Annotated in this window: 2 protein-coding genes; both read right to left on the bottom strand. The window is 36.9% G+C overall.

Features of this window, described 5'->3' with window-relative positions:
• Window positions 1–92 precede the first annotated feature (92 nt).
• Entirely contained in the window at window positions 93–13937 is a 13845-nt protein-coding gene (locus ABC374_RS05115; protein WP_413016318.1) for an amino acid adenylation domain-containing protein, read from the bottom strand.
• Window positions 13867–22227 carry an amino acid adenylation domain-containing protein gene (locus ABC374_RS05110; RefSeq protein ID WP_413016316.1) on the bottom strand — a complete coding sequence of 2787 codons (8361 nt, stop codon included), beginning with the start codon at window positions 22225–22227 and terminating at the stop codon, window positions 13867–13869. Before ABC374_RS05110 ends, ABC374_RS05115 begins: the two co-directional genes overlap by 71 nt.
• Window positions 22228–22270 lie beyond the last annotated feature (43 nt).

Here is a 22270-nt window from a genome sequence, read left to right as displayed (position 1 = left end):
CATTCTCCTATAATTTATCATATCATGCAACCCTTGGTAGTTGATTTAATAAGCAATCCAACCTATTTTCCTAAAATAGGTTGGATAAATAGTTATACTAAAACAATATTCTCTTGTTTTTCAATAAATGGTAATACTCTTTTATCAAAATCCTCCGTATGAGTTAAATATGGGTAGTGACCTGACCCCTTAATTTCCATATAGGTTCCATCAGGAACTAACTCACTTATCTCTTGAGAAATAATCGGACTCACAATTGTATCTAAGTCTCCAGCTAAACAAAGTGTGGGAATGTTAATATCCGCTAACCATTCTTTCCCAGATAGAGTTAAGATTTGTGTAATATAACGCATAACTACGAGAGGATCTACGCATTGACTCTTATTTAATAGCTCTCTGGCATTTTCGACAACATCTAAACGGCTATCCCTATCCAATTCAGTGTTTTCTAATACCACGTCGAAGTCTCGATTTACTCCCGTTGAAATCATGCTTGCACCTTCAATCATTTGCTCAATCGTAAGATCTTCTACTTGAATATCAGGTAAACCAAAGTTTTTATAGAAACTTCCTGCCAAAGTTAAAGAAGCAACAAGTTCTGGGTACTCCTTAGCGAAGTACTGGGATACTACCCCTCCAAAGCAAGATCCAATTATGTGAATCTTTCTTTCAATTTCCAAAGTCTGTAGCACTTCTTTAAATATGGCGGCCACAACTTCATGAGTAATTTGTTTTGGCACTTCACTTATTCCGTATCCAGGGTGATGAATAACAATTAATTGATATTTATCAGACCAACCTTTTAACTGGTTCGTCCAAATCGGTGCTGTTAACCCAATTGCAGGCACGAGAAGGATAGGAACTCCTTCACCAATTGTAAAAACCTCAATTTTTTTATTAAAGGACGTATTAATCATCATGTGATACATATTGTTAGGATTATAAACCATATCAGATTTATTAATAATATGATCTTTAATTGCTTTTAAAGTTCCATTAGTATATTTATCGCCGTATTCATAGAGCATTTCACTAACTTCACTTTGCTCTGTTACACTTAGTATTTCGATATCAGGATTACTTAACATACTTGTTGACACATAGACCTCATCTGTTAATACGTTATGAGGTACAAGAGATTCTTCTGTAGCCCCCGGCTCATGACTAACCTGGTTAAATAGGTTGATTTCCACCTCTGAAAAAGGCATTGGTTGGCTTTCTATTCTTTCAATAGTGCTTCCGCCAAATTTTCTGATTAGCGCCTCACTATTATTCTCTATTAAATACTCCGTAACATCAGCCACTGTGGTATTTTCTAATAATAGCGTTACGAGTAGCTTTTCATCTAACTCTTTTTCAAACTCCTGATGAATATCCGTAACAATGAGTGAGTCAACACCATAAAAACTAAATTCTTTGTGATTTTCTATTTTCTCTACATCTAATTTTAATACTCTAGAGAAAATCTCTTTAACAAAAAGTTCCACTTTCTGCTGCAATGCATCTTTATCTAGCGTCATTGGAACGCGTTCTACAGGATTAGCAGAGATATCTTTTGTTTGTTTTCCACCACTTAAAGCTTTGTTAAAGGCATTCCAATTTGAAGTAGAAGTATTTACCTTTGGTAGCTCTACTCCCATAAGAGTCAACACATTATCTTCAACATTTAGGGCCATAACTTGCTTCGTTTGATGAGAAAGTACCCTTTCTAAGGCTTTCATACCTATGTTTGTTTCAATTGGATGTATACCTTTGGATTTAAGCATTCCCTTGAATTCATCCTGTTCGTTATCCCAGAATCCCCAATTTATTATTTGGACAGGATAACTTACTCTTGAGGAAATATGGGATGCAAATGCATCTTTAAATGTACATCCTGCAGCATAGCTAGACCACCCAACATTTCCTGTAAATGCCTCTCCTGATGAGAAGAATAGTAGGAAGTCTAAATCTAGATTTTTAAGAGCATTAAATAGAATCAAGCTGCCTATTGCCTTAGAACCAATTTCTTCCTTTAACTTTTCTTCATTAGTATTTGAGATAATTTCGTATGCAAAGTTCATAGCTGAATGGATAACACCATTTATTTTTCCATAATGATGAATGGCCTGTTTAACTGCGCCTCCCATTCCTTCACGATCCATTAGATCCGCTTGAATATATAGAACCTCTCCACCCTTTTCCTCAATTACCTTTATCTTTTCTCGAAGTTGATCATTTAAAGCAGTTCTTCCTGTTATCACTAATTTAGCTTTATAATTTTCTGCTAAATATAAAGATAATTTATGTCCAACGTTACCCATTCCACCTACAATAAAGTACACACCGTTCTTCTTATAAGCTGGATTTGAATTAACAGACAACTCTTCAGGAAGTAATATTCTCTCGTAACGTCTACCTTGTCGAAATGCTACTTCTTTAACTCTAGTAGAAGTTTCTTCCGCTGCAATCATTAACGCATTATCCTTATGGCTATTTTCTAGAGCTATATCCATGCAACTAACTGTAATATTCTTATATTCTTTGGCTAGTGATTTTGAAAAGCCTACTAGGGATGCGCTATAAGGATAGTTAACTTCATCTTTAGAAAGAATTTGCACATTATTCGTAACGACTTTTAACTGAACCTTTTTATTTGGTAAACTTGTCTCTATCGCTTTTACAATACGGTAAAGTTGTATAACGCCTTTGTCCTGGATTTCTGTAAATCTTACCATATCCGTGCTGTCTACTTCTAAGGACTGAGATAACCCACCCAAGAAATAAATGACATCAATATCTTGAATTTCTTTTAATAAGAGAGCGGTACCTTCTAATGTTCCATCAAACTCCCAAATTTCATTGGTTAATGGATAAGTTCTCGTTGATGGTTTAGTTATATAAACCACGTCATGAACATGGTTATTCTTTAATTCAGTAATTAATTCTTCAAAACCTTCAGGTTGAATAATAAGTACCTTTTTGTTCTCTTGTTGTGGTTTTACTGCCACTTCCGCTTTTTTCCAGAATGGTTTATAGAAGAAACGATCAAGTACTAAATTGCTATTCCCTTTATAAGAGCACCCTTCCCATTTAGCACAGATATCACCACTATAGGTTAGGAATGCAATGTTAAAGAAATCCTCTTGATCTTTTTGAACAAATACCACACCTTCAGTTCCAAACTCATGTAAAGTAGAGACGCTATTAATAGCCTTTATACCTTCATCCACCTTCACATCGAAACATTTCTCTAAAACTTTTAACACTTCAGCAACAAGAGTTGAATCATAGAAATAATCACGATGGGTCACATTATTTTTCCACTCTATCACCATCTCTTGATCATTGTATTTACATTCAAATATTAACCCCCCTTGTGAGAAGGTTCTAGAGATTCCAGATTGTACTTTAGTAAGCAAATCAGTTACAGGAAGTGGACCATCATCGGACATTCGTTCGTCGTATTTAGCAACGCCTCGAGCAAGAACCTTTTCCTCTTCTCCAACACTCACATTAAATCTTAATAATTCATCCTTGTTTTCTAAATGAATGTATAAAGGAATGTCTTCACCACTCACAAAATCTTTCTGAGTTAATTCTAGTTCTTGAATCCTCATATTCTCACTAATTTGTTCTAGAGTGGCCTTTATCACTTCTAATATCATTACTCCATAACTATAAGAATTGGCTAGTCTTTCCTTCATCTCGTCAGTTAAAAAGGTTTTATAGACTACTCCACCTTTTGTTAGGCTTAAATTAGCATCTACTTCATGAACTAGTGGATGAATACGGGCACTTTGTTTCATTAATGGAAAATCGTCTGTTACCCAACATCTTTCTTTAGCAAAGGGATATTTAGGGGCTGTTACATTCATTTTTGGTAAACCATCATGTAATAAATCCCAGGCAATATCAATACCCGATACCCAGAGATGTGCTAATTTGTCCAGCTGTTTATTAAGAATTAAATCGTTAATAAACCTCTTTCCTTCTTTACCAGTAAATAAGAAATCTGTCTTTCCAAACGACTGGTTTATATTGTTGTGATTGAATTTAGTATTACTTTCATTACCGTTGCAATATTCCAATAACTTCTCTACAGCTTCTTCTGAAGATGATGCAACGATAGCCAGTCTTTCTTCCATCTCCTCACGACCGGTTTGCAAGGTATAAGCGATATCAGTAAACGGAATCGTGTTCGAATGTCTCTCTACTTTTATAGATGGATTTACTTTTTCCATTACAGAAAACACATTTTCTTCTAAATTGATGTCTAAAGTAATATTATATTCATCTTTAAATAAATTAATTAAGGCTTTTAACTCAACATGACCCATTCCATATTCATCAAAAGAAGTATAAATATCTAAATCAGATGGTGAAACAGCTAAAACATCTGAGAGCTCTTTAAGTATTGCTTCTCTAAAGTCGGGAATAGCTTGTACTTTCTGATTTTGTTCTCCAGACAACTGAGACAGTACAAACTCTCTCATATTATCTTGACCTTGTGATAAGAACTCCACCAAACTTTTTGCATACTCATTTAGTTGCTCTTTGTTTTTGGCTGAGAGAACTAACAACTGTGGTGAAGAGTCTACTTTACTTTCTTCAACAATACTTGGTTCGTATTCTTCTAAGATAATGTGAGCATTTGCTCCCCCAGCACCGAAAGAACTAATGCCCGCTCTTCTTGGCATGCGTATTTCTCGACCATCTTTCACTAGTACAGGCTGTTTCCAATCTTCAAATTTCTGCTGAACATAAAAAGGTGTTTCCTCAAAATTAATATTAGAGTTTAATACATCAGAGTGAATAGATGGCACTAGTTTTTTATGCTTTAATTGCAGAACCATCTTTGTGATACCTGCTATGCCTGCTGCAGACTCACAGTGACCAATATTAGACTTTACAGAGCCAATCGAGCAAAAATTCTTATCTTTTGTGTATTTACCAAAAGCTTTACTAATACCTGTGATCTCAATAGGATCTCCTAAAGCTGTCCCTGTTCCATGCGCCTCTATATAACTAATTGTTCTTGGATCAATGCCTGTCTTAGCTAGTGCTTTCTCAATAAGATTTTCTTGAGCTTTTGGATTAGGTACTGTATAACCATTCGTCTTTCCACCATGATTAACTACCGTACCTTTAATAACAGAATAGATTCGATCATTATCTTCAATAGCTTTCTTTAATGGTTTTAATAAAACAGCGCCTACACCTTCTCCAGGGACATATCCATCTCCACCTTCACCAAAGCTTTTGCATAGACCTTCTGAGGAAGCAAACTTGGTCTGGCTTAAGAAGATATGTTTATTAGGATGGATAGTTAAATTCACACCACCTGCAATAGCCATATCTATTTCACCATTTCGGATACTTTCACATGCCAAGTGAATAGTAGTAAGAGATGACGAACACATGGTATCTAAAGTGAGACTAGGGCCATTAAAGTTAAAGAAGTAAGATACTCGATTGGCAATAGATGCATACGAAGAAGTTGGTGTTACAATGATCCCTTCTTCAATTTCTCCACCATATAATTGATACTGCCCCCACATCGCTCCCACGTATACACCGACATTTTTATCGGCTAGTTTTTTACGTGTATATCCCGCATCTTCTAATGTGTGCCATACCGTTTGAATAAATAATCGCTCTTGTGGATCAAGCATCTGTGCCTCTAAAGGAGAGATATTAAAGAATAAAGGATCAAATTTATCTACATCCTCTAAAAATCCACCCCACTTTGAGTATGTTTTCCCTCTCTCGCCTTTTTGCTCAGTAAAATATTTTTTATAATCCCAACGATCACTTGGTATTTCAGTGATACAGTTCTTCCCTTCTTGTAAGTTCTCCCAAAACTCCTCTAAGTTCTTCGCTTTTGGATACTGACCGTCAATTCCAACAATGGCAATATCATCCTCAAATACATGATGATTAACAGCAGGAATATGCTCTTTAGTAGTGCTTTCTTTATACTTCTCTACTTCTAGTTTCGGAAGCTCCTCTAGTTGAGGTTCCGTGATGATTTCCTGGTCTTCAAAGTTATCCTCTTGATACACGAGCTCTGTATGATTTGCTACTGGGTCCTCATTGTTTGTAAGACCTAATAGTTCAATCAGTTGAGCGCTATGGTACTCAATAAAATAATCTGCAAGCTCTGCCGTATTTTGATACTCGAAAAATAGCGTTTTAGAGATATCACCAAATATAGTCTCGAGCTCTGTATTAAGTTTTAGAATCATAACGGAGTCAATACCGTACACTTCAAAGGGCTCTTCTTCATCAATTTTATAACCAGGAACTTCTGTGGCCTTCGAAATAACTTCTTTTAAATACTCAATGGTTAATTCCTGTAATTCCTGCAGATTAAATTCTGAATCCTCGCTTGTTTCACTTACCTCTATGCTTTTGTTAGTTTCTTCAATATTTCTTACCTGTAGAACTTCGTCAATTTTCATTCCATCGCCCTCCAGCGGGATTAATTGATTCATAGTTTGCTTGACTGCAATGTTAATTGTGCGTATTGCATGTTCGTTACTTAGTGGAGCTACACCCCATTTTTTCTCCAACATTTCGGTAACTCTGCTCTCCACTTTCATACCGCCGTTTTGCCATAATGGCCAACTAATTGAAATTGTTTTTCCCTTTTTATCCGGTTTATTCTCTCTCCATACAGCAAACTCATTAAGGTAACTGTTAGCATATGCATAGTCACTTTGCCCAATATTTCCTGTAATACTTGAAATAGAGGAGAAAAGAACAAAAAGGTCCACGTCAAAATCCTTTATTGCATCTTCAATATTTATAGTGCCAAAAACTTTTGGTTGAATTACTTGTCTAAAGTCTTCTAAAGATTTCTTTAAAAGATAAGAATCCTTTATCATTCCAGCAGCATGAAAAATTCCTTTAATACATTCATGCTGCTCTTTTATAATTTCAAAAGCACGATGAACTTCCTTGCTTTTGGAAACATCTGTTTGAAGGTATCTAACGGAAGCTCCTAACTTCTCTAGATACTCTAGTTGACCCTTTAATTCCTTAGATAACTCAGAGCGTCCCAACAGATAAAGGTAAGGATTTTTTGCTTGCTGAACTATACTCTTAGCTAAGAATAGACCTATGGCCCCAGCACCACCGGATATAACGTACACACCTTCATCCTTAAAAATAGGTTCAGTACCTTTAAGCAACTGATTTTCGACTCTAGCCTTTACGATCGATTTCACATATCGTTTACCTTCGAGATAACGAACTTCTTTAGATCCCTCTGCCCTCTCTTGTCGAACTAATTCATGTAATTGATTAGCAGTTTTGTAGATACTATCAATTCCTACAGCCCTGACAAGAATGTTTGGTTTTTCAATGACGATGGTTTTTGCTAAACCACCTATTGCTTGGTCAAATACAGTATTTTGATCTTTGGACGCACAATCATATACATAAGTAATATCAGCTTGATTGACCCCTTGAGTCATTAGAGTTTTGACTAATGAGAATACAGCCTCCGCACTATGGCTAAACTTTTGCCCAACTGTTAATTCCACTGAAGATAATGGCCAAAAAATACTCATTTTGTTAGGTAGATATGTTAATTGTGTTCGGATCTCTTTAAGAAGGAGTGCATAATCCTTATCATTCATAGGGTTAATTGAATAAAGCATTGGGCCTTCTATTCTAAAAGAGTCCCCTGTCTTAACCAATAGGACATTTTCATTCTTAATCCACTCAGCATATCGAGAAGGATTGTTATCAAAAATAATTTCGACCTCTTTTTCTTCATATAAACCTTGTCCCATGTGAATACTACTTTCTATCCAACTCGGCTCATAGAAGTGAATAGGATTTAGTTTCTTTTTCTCAGGGGCTTTAACCATTCGTAAAGAGTAATCTTTTATATATACCAATACATTACCTGACAGATCCGTTAGATAAATATCATATTTACGAACTTGTCCTTTACTGTTTTTGAGAACTCCATAGACATAACATTTTTCCACTAACGGGCGATGTATTTGGATTTCCCCTATAGAAAAAGGTAAAATTAATTCCTGATTATCTCTTTCACCTAGCAATAAAATGATGTTTTGTAATGCACCATCCATTAGAGAAGGATGTAACGTATAATCTTTAATCTGTGAGCATTCACCTGGCATGTTAATAAGAGCCAATGATTCACTGTTACTATGATGAATGGTCTCGATTACCTGAAATGACGGACCATATTTAAAGTCATTTTTTCTGAATAATCTATAACAATCTTCTGTGCTCTTCTGGTAAGAACAGCGCTCTTTAATAGCAGGCAAGTTTACAGGGGAAACCTCCTCTAAGGGTTGTCGAAAAGCAAGTTTACCTCCTGAAAGTACATTTCCTTTTGATATGAAAGAGTACGAAAGATCGGATTGTTTAGTTTCCTCCAGGTGAATTTCTACTTTTTCATCAAAATTCTCTCCAATAATTAAGGGTTTTGACCAAACAATGTTTTTGATTAGGTTCACTTTATAATTTGGAAAACTTCTCTTAGCGGCTGCTAAGGACATTTCTAAATAGGCTACCCCTGGCATAACTCTTTGTTGATCTACTACATGATCTCTTATAAAGTATTCATTACCTGTTAGAGAAACTTCACAAATGTTATCAGTCACCATATCACTTTTTTCTAACATAGGGTGTTTCTGTTCTATTGGCTTAGAATGCTTTACAGACTCTTGTCCTTTTTTATTGTGTATTGGAAAGGACTCTCCTTTAAATGGGTAAGATGGTAATGGAACTCTCTGAATCTGGTGTGTATCATCTTTATGCAATTCATTCCAATCAATAGAGTTACCTATCACCCACTGATAAGCTATCTCTTTTAATCTCTTGTTTTGTACTAAATCATCTATCTCCTGTTGTTCAAGTAAATCCGGATGTGGTTTTCTCTTCTTTATAGTATGATTATAAAACTGACCTTTATCCTTCGAACCTATCAAGAATTCATCTAGCTTTTTTAGTAACTCCTTTTCTGAAGATACAACTGTAGAAAACCTTGATTTCATACCATCTCTTCCTACTTGAAGGGTATAAGAAATATTCGTGAGATTATAAAGAGTCTTTTGTTTAATTGGTTTCTCCTTTAAAAGAAAACCTCTTAGGTTAATAGCTACCTCTTTTAACTCCTCATCAGTCTTAGCTGCAAGTGGAATAATGTAAGATTTTTCTCCATCATTCTCTTCTACTGTATGCTCATACTCCTGAAGAACAATATGCGCATTGCTTCCTCCGAAACCAAAAGAGCTTACACCAGCTATAAAATTGTTTTGTTTATCGTCTTTCATTGACCTCCATTCCTCTTTCTCACGTACTAAATAAAACGGGCTATGATCTAAATCGATATAAGGATTTTTCTCCTTTAAGTGAATATTGGATGGTAACACCTCATGTTGCATACATAAAAGAATTTTAATTAGACCAGCCATTCCAGCAGCTGCTTCTAAATGACCTATGTTGCTTTTTACTGATCCTATTCCACAATGAGGTTCAGAAGGAATTTCTATACCCCATTCTTTATATAGTTGATTAAAAGCTGCTTTCAATCCGTCGATTTCAATTGGATCACCTAGTTCTGTTCCTGTTCCATGCGCTTCGATGTAAGAAACCATCGAAGGATTAATGTTAGCTTTTTGATAGGCTTTTATTAATAAGTCGGTCTGGGCATTAGGATTTGGTGCAGTAAAGGAATTTGCTTTTCCTCCATGATTAACCGCAGAACTTCTCACAACTCCGTAAATATAATCATGTTCTTCTAAGGCCTTTGATAATGGTTTTAGTAATACAGTTGCTACTCCTTCTCCCCTAACATAACCATTAGCGCTAGAGTCAAAGGCTTTGCATCTACCATCTACACTAAGCATTCCTACTTTACTGGCAGCTATGCTGGCAAATGGGTCTAAGATTACATTGACTGCGCCTGCAATGGCTTGCTCACATTCTCCACTTTGAATAGCAGCAATTGCTCTATGCATAGCCACCAGTCCACTAGAGCAAGCCGTATCTACTGGTTCGCTAGGGCCCGTAAGATTTAATAAATACGACACTCTATTAGCTAAGACACTTCTCGCAATACCGGTCAGCGTATAGTTTTCTACTTCATCTCCTACCGTACCCATAAAGTCAGAGCCACTTGAGCCGATGAAAACTCCTGTAGAAGAACCTGAGAGTTCTGATAGTCTATGACCTGAATTTTCTATCGTCTTCCAAACACTTTCAAGAATTAATCTTTGTTGAGGGTCCATTGAATTTGCCTCATAAGGAGATATTCCAAAGAAAGAAGGGTCAAACTTATCTACGTTAGGAATAAATCCTCCCCATTTGGAACTTATCTTGTTACCCTCTGTCATTGGGTTTCCTTCAAACTCTCTCCAATCCCAACGAGAGGCAGGAACTTCCTCAATTAAATCTCTATCGTTGAAAAGTGAATCCCAAAACTCATCCAAATCCTGGCTTTGAGGCATTTTACCCCACATACCCACAATAGCAATCGGCTCTTCCGTTGATGGAATATTTTTACTTACCGTCACTTTCTCTTGGCTAATTGGCTTTCTCACTACTTTCTTTTCCTCAGAAACAGGTAAGACAAGGGATTCTAACTTCTCTTGATAGTAAGTGGAAAGATGATGAGCAAATGATTCAATCGTCGAATATTGATAAAAGATATTAGGTTTTATATCTATCTCATATTGCTGTGAAATCTTCTGGGCCAATTTCGTATAAGAAATAGAATCAAACCCGTATTCACCAATATTTAACGAAACATCTATTTCTAACTTATCTATCTCATTAGTTATAGAAATCATTTCAATTAATGAAGTTTCTATCATTAGTTTAAGGTCATTATCCTTTTTTCCCTCAGACGTTTGCTCACCTGGATCATTTTTCACCTCATACTTCTTGCGTATGATATCTTCATCTAAATCTCTCAATACCTTTCGATCAATCTTTTGATTTAAAGTAAGAGGAAAGCTCTTAACTGTTATGACTTTTGAAGGAAACATATAGCCAGGAAGTTTTTTAGAGAGGTCTTGAAGCAATTCCTTAATAAACTCTACACCTCTATCAACTTCCTGTTGAATGAATCCTACTAGTTGAGGTACATGTTGTTTATTATTCCTTAATACCACAACCGCTTCGCTTACGTTTTGGTTTGTTTTTAAAACCGCTTCTATTTCACCTAATTCCAAACGATATCCTCTTAGTTTTACTTGCTGGTCACTTCTGCCTATAAATTCAATCTCACCACTTTTAAGATACCTTGCTAAATCACCCGTTTTATACATCGTAGTTCGAGGGATAAACGGATTTGGAATAAAGCTATTTTTTGTTAGTTCCGGATTCTTAAAGTACCCTTTTGATAAACCGTCTCCAGCTATGTACAGATCACCTTTTACTCCATCCGGGACTGGGAGTAAATCGGAATTTAATACGTAGACTTGAGTATTACCGATAGGACGACCTATAGTAATAGGTCCATTAAAAGTAAGCGAACTAATAGTTGACCAAATCGTTGTCTCTGTAGGGCCATATACGTTCCATACTTTTGATGCTTGTTGGGTTAAAAATTGCTTAATATCTTGGTCTACTCTTTCACCACCAACTAGTAACTTCATTTGTGCATCTGGTAACCAGCCTGCTTCCCTAATCATCCGCCAATTAGATGGTGTCCCTTGCACAACGTTGATGCTTCTCTCTTCAAGGACTTTTTTAATGGCTAAACCGTCTCTAATATCTTCATCAGTACCTATTTCAACAGAAGCACCGCTTATTAAAGGTAGAAATAATTCCAACCCTGCGATATCAAAGCATATTGTCGTTAATGAAAAGAATTTTTCACTTGGTTGAATATCTAATGCTTGCTTCATATAGCAAAGAAAATTCGTCAAACCCTTATGTAAAACTTCTACTCCTTTTGGTTTCCCTGTTGATCCAGAAGTATAAATAACATAAGCCGTATCTTCCATTAAAGTTGGCTGTATATTCAGAACTGAGGTATTTTCCTTTTCGATATCTTTATGATCCAAGTCCAATAGGAATGGCGTTATACCGTCTATAGCTACATCTTTTGATAATTGCGACTCCGTAATGATGTATTCCAATTCACTATGTTCAATCATATAGTGTACCCGGTCATTTGGATAAATAGGATCTAGAGGTACATATGCCGCTCCTGCTTTATGAATGGCAAGTAGGGATGCAAGTAATTTGGGTGTTCTTGTCAAATAAACTCCTACTAGGTCACCATGATTAACTCCACGTTTCTTCAGAAGATTAGCTAATCGATTGGAATAACTATTTAGATCTTGATATGTCATAGAATTTCCCCCAACAGACACAGCCATTGAATCAGAGTACATAAGCGCTGCTTGTTCAAAAAGCTCATGTGTTGGAGTAAAATCATAATCAAATTTCGTATTATTCCGGTTTAATAACGAATTGATAAGTTCTTCTTGCTTTAAAACATGTAGGGATGTCAACTTATGCTCCGGGTTATCAAGAACGCTATTAAGCAAATGCACATAATGCTCAGCCATCCTCTCAATAATCGACTGCTCGTAAAGCGTAGGATTATATTTGAAATAAATGTCTACATTTTCTTTCATTTCTATTATCTCTAGGGTCAGATCGAATTCACCTTGCTGATGAACTTCTAAGATTGGTTCACCTAAGAAAGATTCGTTCTCACTGTTGATTTTTTCTACCTCTTCAACCCAGTTTTGATAATAAAAAGCTGTATTAAATAGCTTCGATTTTTTTGTATCCATTGATAGTTGATGCAAAGGATAATAACTATGCTCCATGGCATCAAATAATTTGTTCTCATTTCTTTTTACTAGCGAAAGAAATGTATCCTCATCTTCTACCATGTTGTCAAATAACGTCATATTCATGAAAAATCCAATTACCTCTTCAAAATCGACTTCACCTCTGTTTGCCATTGGAATACCCATTACTACATTCTCTTCTGTATATTTTTTTAATAATAAAGAGTACGCAGACAACATTATGGTATATAAGGAATGATAGTGCTTAATAGAAAACTTCTTTAACTTATCCAAAATACCCTTTTCCAGTTTAATGGAATAATTAGATCCTTTAAATTTTTCTCCTTCTTTTTCACTTGTCGAGTAAGGTAGCTTAATAGGTGAAACATTATCCTTCACTGCATCTAACCAGAATTCCTTGGAGGATATTCCTTTATGACTTTGTAGTATGTCCTCTTCCCAAATCACAAAGTCCTTAAATGTTGTCATACCTGTTTTAGATAGTGTTATACTCTTATTATTTTTCCACTGAGAATAATAGTCTTGTAAATCCTTCATAAAGATTTGCATAGATAATCCATCAAAAATAATGTGATGAATATTGATCAAGAGTGAAACTGGTCTTTTCTCTAAGCAGTATAGATAAGCTGTAATTAACGGACCCTCTTCTAAAGAAAAAGGTTTATAAGCCTCTCCTCGCATACTACTTACTAAGGTTTGCTCGGAATCTTCATTTAGATCTATTTGGAAAACTGGAACTTCTAGTGAATCGAGAATAAATTGTATAACTCCTTGCTCCTTATCATCCCTAAATACTGTTCTTAAGGAAGGATGCTTTTTTATTACCGCTTGAAGAGCTTGATAAAATGCTTCTGGGTCAAAACTTGAATTCACTCTATATGCCATCGGAACATTATAAGCTGTAACGTCAGGAAATAACTTATATACTGTCCAAAGGGCTTCTTGCCCTTTGGATAGTTTAAACCCTGCTGTTTCGTCAACTTCCTTACTGTTAGATATATGGGTCGATTTAAAGCTTAATTGTTCAATAGCAGCTTTAGTATCTATTTCATTGCTTTCAACTTTCCTATATATCCCTTTTCGGGTTAGATTTTTCATGCTCTTCTCCCCAATCACTACTAAAGATTTTTTGGTCAATGGAGGCTGCCTCTTCTGCAGTAAACGTTCCTTTTGCAACCTCAGTCGTAAGTAGATGAATGATTTTATCCTCTAATGAAGGTGCTTCTAGACCTATTGCTGATTCCATATAGGTAGTGACCATATCATTTTCAAATTCTGTATTTTGGTCATTTAAAAATTGAATAATTCTTTCTAAAGTAGCTTTTTCAAAAATCACCTTCGCTGTTATATCGATGTTAGACTTTTTAAGTATGTTAATTAACTTCATAGCGTATATAGAATTGAAGCCGTACTGCATTAAAGGTTTATGAACATCTAATTTGTCTTTAGTTATTTGCAATAGGTTACATACCGCATCCATTACCATATCTTTAACCGTAACATCTGCCACTTCTTCAACCTCCTCTACTTCTCTAATTTCTTCGATGCTTTCAATCGATTCAGATAAATCTGTTCCTGGAGATTTAATAGCATGGTTATCACTAGTAATCCAATGAGATTCTTTTAAGAATGGATAACCAGGAAGAGAAATTGTGGTACCTTCCTCACCGTAACAATAGATATCCCAATTTAGGGAGACTCCTTTCACCCATATTTGAGCTACTTTTTCGAGAGAACCTTTTTTAAGCCATATATTCAAGAGGGACTGATAATCAGGATCATCTTTAAATAAGTTTAAATCGCTCTCCTGAGTTCTTATGTCTCCTTTGAATATGTTTAATTGCTCCTCAGCACCTGAAAGGAAATTCTCTAATTTTTCAATAAGGCTAGTAATTGAACCTGCTATAAGGGCCAAACGACACTCCATATGTTCACGACCATTTAAAAGAGTATGTGCCAGGTTTTCTAACTGCAAATGCGAATTAGATACTATATGGCTGTGAAGTTGCATCGCGACCACTAAAAGCTGTTCCTCACTCTTAGCGGAGAGAACAAACAATCTAGGTTCTTCTCCCTTGCTTAAGGAACCTTGTATTTGCACGGACTGATATTCTTCTAAAACTACAAAAACGTTTGTACCCCCTGCAGCAAATGAACAGATACCTGCTCGTAAAGGGTATTCATTTATACCATCCTCTTTGCCTACAATCGGTCTCTTCCAATCATCAACGGTAGACTGTAAATAAAAAGGAGTATTTTGCAGATCAATAAATGGATTAAGTTTCTCAAACTGTAGAGTAGGTACAAGTTTTTTATGCTGTAACTGCAAGATTACTTTTGTTAATTGTGAAATCCCTGAAGCCGCTTCTAAATGACCAATGTTAGATTTAATGGTTCCTATTGGGCAGAATTGTTTTTCTTCTGTAAATTCTTTAAATGCTTTTGTAAGAGCATTTATTTCCACGGCATCTGCTATAGGAGAACCATTAGCAGCGGATTCAATATAGCTAATACTATCGGGTGATATATTATTTTTAACGAGTGTTTCTCTAATTAACTCTTGTTGAGCACTAACGCTAGGTGAAGAGTAGGCACCTGCATTACCACTGTGATTTGTTCCAGATGCTTTAATAACACCATATATACGATCTCTCCCAATTTCCGCTTTAGGTAAAGATTTTAGAAGAACGGCTCCAATTCCCTCGCTTGGGACAAATCCATCACTATTGTGGAAACTCATACTTTTTGAACTACTTCCGAGTAAGCCTAAGTCAGATAGCGCTGTGTATTTCCCAGCATGAAGACTTAAATTTACTCCTAGAACAATAGCTGTGCTACACTCACCACGTTTGATGCTTTCCGTCGCTAAGTGAAGGGCCATTAATGAAGAAGAACATGCTGTATCTACAGCCATGCTTGGCCCTTGGAAATTGTAAAAATGTGAGATTCTGTTAGCTATTGCGGAATAGGATTGAATCGCCAACACGGCTTTAAGATCATTAGAATCTGCAAGTAGGTGGTAGTGTTGATACATGCTTCCTATAAACACTCCAACTCTCTCACCTTTTTCTTGTAATTCTCTTAGCCTACTAATCGTGTATCCTGAATCTTCCAATGTGTGCCAAACCATTTCTAAGGCTAAGCGCACCTGGGGATCCATATATTTAGCCTCACTCGGTGGAATTCCAAAAAACAGGGAGTCAAATTTATCAATATCAGTTAGAAATCCTCCCCACTTACTCTTAGAACTCCTATTTTCTTCACCGCTCTGATAATATTGACTTGCCTTCCATCGTTCTTCTGGAACTTCTTCAATACAATCTTTTGATGAAATTAGATTAACCCATAGTGATTCTAAATTAGAGGCATGAGGATATTTCCCGCTAATACCAATTACAGCAACATCCTGATTTTTACTAGACTCTGGTTCTGCTTGTAATTGATTCGTTGTACTAATACCTTTTTCAAACCTCTTAAGAGAGACTGTTTTCTTATGTGTTGGGGTAAAATATCCACCTATAAAACTATGAACTAAAAAGGTTGATTCTGAAATTCCAAAGTAGTTCTGTAACGCCGCAAAGTTTACACCCCCTACAGGCACAAGACCTATATTAAAGTCGGCTTGTCTATCCATCAGCAATTGCCCCACATGTCCTGCTTCCATAAGTGAAGCATGTATAGACATTCTTGGTAGGTGGTTATGGCTTAAATCCATTGTGAGATACAAACAAAATGCTGCATCCTTAAGATGTGGTCTGTTAAATGGGGTATAGCTCTTATTAATTTGAATATTGTGATGCCTACTTACTAAGGTTAAGCTATGTGTATCTTTATCATACTTATAAACTCCTTCGCCAAGCCCCTCTATCTTATTTGCCTTTACATATACATATATTTGTAGGAGAGAGTCCTGATCTAGAGTTGAATATAGCCTTTGTCCCTGATCGCCATAGTTCTTTAATAGAGAAAGGAAGCCACCAATTTGACCGGTAGATAACTTTTCATTCTCATATACTCTTTGGCAAGAACGCGCATAATAATCAGCTGTACTATAATGGTTCTGTCTTAACTTAACACTCTTTCTGATAAACGCGTCCTTTCTAATATGCAATTTATCTTTAGTAATAACTTGAATTTCTTCTTCTGATAATCCGTGGTATTCCATTTGCCCATACAATTTCTCGATATCACTTTGGCTTATAAAAGAAGAATTATTATGTTTAAGCAATGTTGATTCATTTATTTTAAAAGGTGTTGTATCTTTAGGCTCTTCGTAATTTACTTGGCCACCTAACAAGCAGTGAATAAATTTATGGCTTTCTTTCAGATTAAATAGCGCTGATATTGGATCAAAGTTCACACCGAAAGCTGAGCAAAGTCCTAGATTAAAGTGAAATTGATTGCTCATTAGTAATTGACTCATATATCCTGTGTCCAAGGTAACTAAACTGTCACTAAATTGTTTATAAAAAGGTTGAATTGCAGCCATTTCAGCAATGAAGAAAATGGAAAATTTAGATTTTTTATAAATCTCTTGATGATAGTTAGAAAAAATACTTTCCGTCACATGATCTCCGCCTGACATCATGTGAAGTTCGTGTAGTTTTGGATTGTAATAGTAAATACCTGTCTCTAAACCTGTTACTCCATTTCCCTTGACATATACATATGTTTGAACCGAATATTTTCCACCAGCCGAAGGGTATAAATATTTATCATTTCCACTTATTTTCTGCGCTTGAAGCAGACTCAGAAGCCCATTAAGTTCTTCAAGACTCACTGAGGATCCTGTAAATTCTTGTTTTGACGAATAAGCGGAAAGGTACATAGGGTCAATATCAGCAGTCTCCAATCTTATATTTGAGAAAGTAGATACTGTTCTAACAGTGTTTTCTGTAGGTAAATTACTGTTGTTCGTCTCTTGTAGAGAAACTGAACTTTCTTTATTCTCTTGCATTAAATAGTAAGTTGCTATTTCATTTATAGTTGAGTTTTCTATTAGAACTTCGATAGGCAATGAAATATTGTTTCTTTCTTTTAAGATTTGGGCAATATTTACGAGCGTTAGTGAAGTAGCTCCTAGATTAAAAATATCGTCGTTAATATCAATATCAGGAATATTTAAGATTTCTTTAACACAGTCAGCAATTTTTTCAAGGATGCTATTGATAATCATCTGTTCATCATTCTCTTTCCCTTCACTTGCTCTCATTTTTTTGGATAACGCTTCATAATCAAGTTTTCCATTAACAGTTAACGGGAGCTCCGGAACCTCTGTAATGATATTAGGTACCATGTATTGAGGAACTTTACTCCTCATGAATTTTCTAATTTCAGTAGAAGAAAATGGTTCATTAAGTACTACATAAGCAACAATGCTATCCTCCTGCGTGTCATTATTTATAACAGTCACAATTACGTCTTGGATAGATTTATGAGCTTTTAATGCTGCTTCAATTTCTCCTAATTCAATTCGGAAGCCTCGTACTTTAACCTGATTATCATTTCTACCCACAAATGCTAGCTCCCCACTCTCCATATAGTGGGCTAGGTCCCCCGTCTTGTAGAGACGTTCCATAGGGTCAAATGGACTTGGAATGAACCGTTCTTTTGTCAGTTGGTCCTGATTTAGATAGCCTCTTGCTACACCTAATCCTCCTACATACATTTCACCTACAGTCCCTCTCGGCACAGTTTGAAGGTGCTCATCCAATATATAGACCTGAAGATCTCGAATAGGAGTCCCTATTATACTATTTGACGAATAGATATCCTTCTTAGTAATGGGACGATAGGTCACATGCACGGTAGTTTCTGTGATCCCATACATATTCACCAACTGCGGTTTTTGATGACCATGACGGTCAAACCAGCCTTGAAGCATGCGTGGATCGAGTGCTTCTCCTCCAAATATGACATAACGTAAAGCAAGAGATGTAGAGCGTTCGTTCTGCTCATCTACCCTCATTAGCTGGCGAAACGCCGTCGGCGTTTGGTTTAAGACTGTGACCCTTTCTTGCACGAGTAACTCATAGAATGATTCAAAGGTTCGAGTTGTCTTATAAGGAACAATAATCAATTTCCCTCCATATAAAAGGGCTCCCCAAATTTCCCAAACGGAAAAATCAAAGGCGTAAGAATGATAAAGTGTCCAAGTATCCCGCTCATTAAAGTCGTACCACTCTTCCGTTTCGTGCATCAAACGGATAACGTTTTGATGGGTCACCAACACTCCTTTCGGTCTCCCAGTTGAGCCAGATGTATAAATGACATAAGCTAAGCCATCTGTGGCCACAGGTACATGGAGATTCGTGACAGCTTTCGAAGACCAAAAGTGTTGATCACGATCTAAACAAATGAGTGCGGCTTTCGTTTCTTTAAGCGAGGAAAGCACGGTTTCTTGGGTTATTACCAAGGAAACATCCGAGTCCTCCAAGATATACGCAAGGCGATCCTTTGGATGGGCCGGATCTAGCGGTACATAAGCACCTCCCGCTTTTAAAATTCCCAATATTCCGACCATCATATCTAGTGAGCGTTCCACACAAATACCCACCATCACTTCAGGTCCTACTCCCCTCGACTGCAGGTACCGTGCCAATTGGTTAGATCGCTCGTTGAGAGTTTGGTACGTCATTACTTCATGATTCCATTTGAGCGCAAGGTTTTGCGGATAAAGCTCCACTTGGCGTTCAAACCACTCATGAATCGTAGAAAAGGTGTCTGAATGTCTTCTCAATGGTTTTTCCTTCCAGTTCTCTTCATCAGAAGCAAGCTCAGCTAATCGTTCACTGAAATGGGTAAACAGTGTCTGTTTAACAGCCGGCGAAAACAGCCCTTCCATCATGTCCCAATGAAAATGAAGAACACCATTCTTTTCGACTGGAATCATATCTAAGTAAATACCTGACGTTTTGGAGCTACTATACCCCATCTCCCATCCCGAAGGGAGGCTTATTTCCTGATCTTCCACAAGATTCGTAAACACAATAGGGAAGGAAAGATATCCTTCATCTTTACGGCCCATCGCACGCTTCCGGAGTCCATGCATCCCACTCACTAGGTGTTGAGAGAGATCCTCCTCCAATTCCTTTTGATTGACTCGGGCTCTATGTAAGAAAGTTTGTTCAGTTGGAAGGGACTCAATATAGCTGAGAGAAGTAAAATCCCCTATCAATTCGTTCACTTGCTTATGAATAAATGGACGATCCCAATTCACCACTACCGTGGTGAAAGCATGGTCAAAGTGGGTGGCTAATACCTCTTGAAAAGCTGTTAGTAGGACCGTTCCAGGTTTTACGCCCCAACGGGCTGCCTTTTCCTTCAAGGCTCTCCAGTCCGATATTACTCCTTGCATGGTTGAACGAGACGATTCGCTTGTTAAGGAAGGGATGGGACCTGGAACGATGGTTGCCATCTTCTTCTCCCAATACGCCCGTGCCTTTTGTCCTTCTGCTGATTGACGTTGCTCGTTTATGTACTGACAGTAGTCCCGGTAAGAAACTTCCAACGGAGAGAGCTTGGTTTCTGGATTCTCATAGAGAGCTATAAGCTGTTGATACAGTAAGAACAAACTTGCCCCGTCCGCAATCAATGCATCGGTACATAAATGGACATATGAGAGCTCTACACCTTGAGTGACCCGAAGGTCAAAAAGCGGCCACTTTCCTAATGGAAATACTTGATTCTGCAATTCCTTACGAACCTGTAGAATATGTGCATCCAGTTGATGAGCATTTTGAGCTAGGTTTACTGGAATCTTATAGGCAGGTACTTGGGTCAAAATTTCTTGCGTTCCATCGTCATGTACAATAGCTCGCAGCATCCCATGATGCTCAATGAGTTGTTGCAAGGCCTGTTGAAGACGAGAAACATCTAACTGTCCAACCTGAAATTCTTGATACATTTGACAACTCTGTTTGTTTTCTCCCCGCAGACGCCCTACCACATAAGTTTGTTGGAGATCCGTAAGTCCAAATGAAGAAGACGTCGTGGATGATACGACCAATTGGTCTTCCAAGATGATTTCCCGTAAGCGACGTTCATATCTCCCAAACATCTCCTCCACTAACGGCCGAGGAAGATATCCTTCCGCTACATCCCAATTAAAGTGAAGCACACCATTGCGTTCTGATATTTGATGATCCAGGTACACCTGCGGTGTTTGCGTAATGTTATACGTCATATAATGGAACCAACTTGGTCGCCCTTGACCTACTTTTCCTACATTATTTAACATACTTGTAAAAACGACTGGAAAATTGGGGATTGATTTATCTTTTTGCTTGGCTCGTAAATCACGCATAGCGCGAATACCACTGACCGAACTATGATCTAAGTCTTCCCAAACCTGTTTTTGATTGGCCTGAGCCTGTTGCTTCCAATCCTTGTAACGTTGATCCGCCACAAAAATGTTCGTGGAGATGAAAGGTCCAACTACTTGATCCAACTTTGGATGAAGAGGTAGTCGGTTAAAATAGGTTTGTATGAGTGAAAAAGAAGGCAAATCACTATACTCCTCTAATACTTGAGAAAATAAGGTTAATAAAAGAACGGTTGGGGAGACTTCTAGTTCCCTAGCTTTTTGTTTAAGCTGTTTCCATAAGTCTTCCTCTAGTTCCCCTTCCAAACGGTAGCGAGGAATATATGAATATCCATCACTCAATTTCGGATTTCTATTAATAGGTAGGGAAGGCCCACCTGGTGCATTTTTAAGTTTATTCACCCAATAAATAAGGTCGTGCTGGAAAACTGAAGATCCCTCAAATTCTTTCCAAGCCATGACCATATCTCTAAATGACACATCTAGGTCTGGTAACTCATAGCTTGAATCATGATATAACTGATACCATTGATCTAACAGTAAATCCACACTGGCTGCATCAACAATCCACTCATCAATACTCAAGTGAATGAGAACATTATCGTTTGGAAGTAACGAAAACTGAAGGTCAAATAATGGCCATTGCCCCGCCTTATATACTTTATGAGAAAGTTCATTTCGGATTTTCTGTCTATGTGCTTTAAGCACTTCATGATCAGCATTTTTTAAATTATGAATTGCCATACCAAAATTCGGAATTTTATCTAGAACACTCTGAGTACCCGTGGGGTTAATTATGGTATGAAGCATTTCATGATGTTGAACCAATTTATTCCAAGTGTGTTTTAACTTCTCGATATCAAGACCTTTTTTCTCAAACTCGCAGTAAAAATGACAGCCCACTTTATCTTCACTTCCTAATAATCTCCCTACTACAAAAGCTTCTTGTATATCGGTTAAAGGAAATGGTACATATAAATCCTTTGGCATATTTTTAAGAATGGGGAAGCTTTTATCTATTCGGCTTCCATTATCTACTAACAGTTTAGATAAATACTCTCTCTTATCTTGCTCAGAGAGATCTTTAAAAACTTTGAAATCCATTTTATCCCTCCTTTTAAATATAATCATATATACAGAGGAGAAT

Origin of the sequence: Peribacillus phoenicis, from assembly GCF_047238085.1 — a bacterium.
In the GTDB taxonomy this organism is placed as follows: domain Bacteria; phylum Bacillota; class Bacilli; order Bacillales; family DSM-1321; genus Peribacillus.
This window is presented reverse-complemented; position numbering and strand designations above follow the sequence as displayed.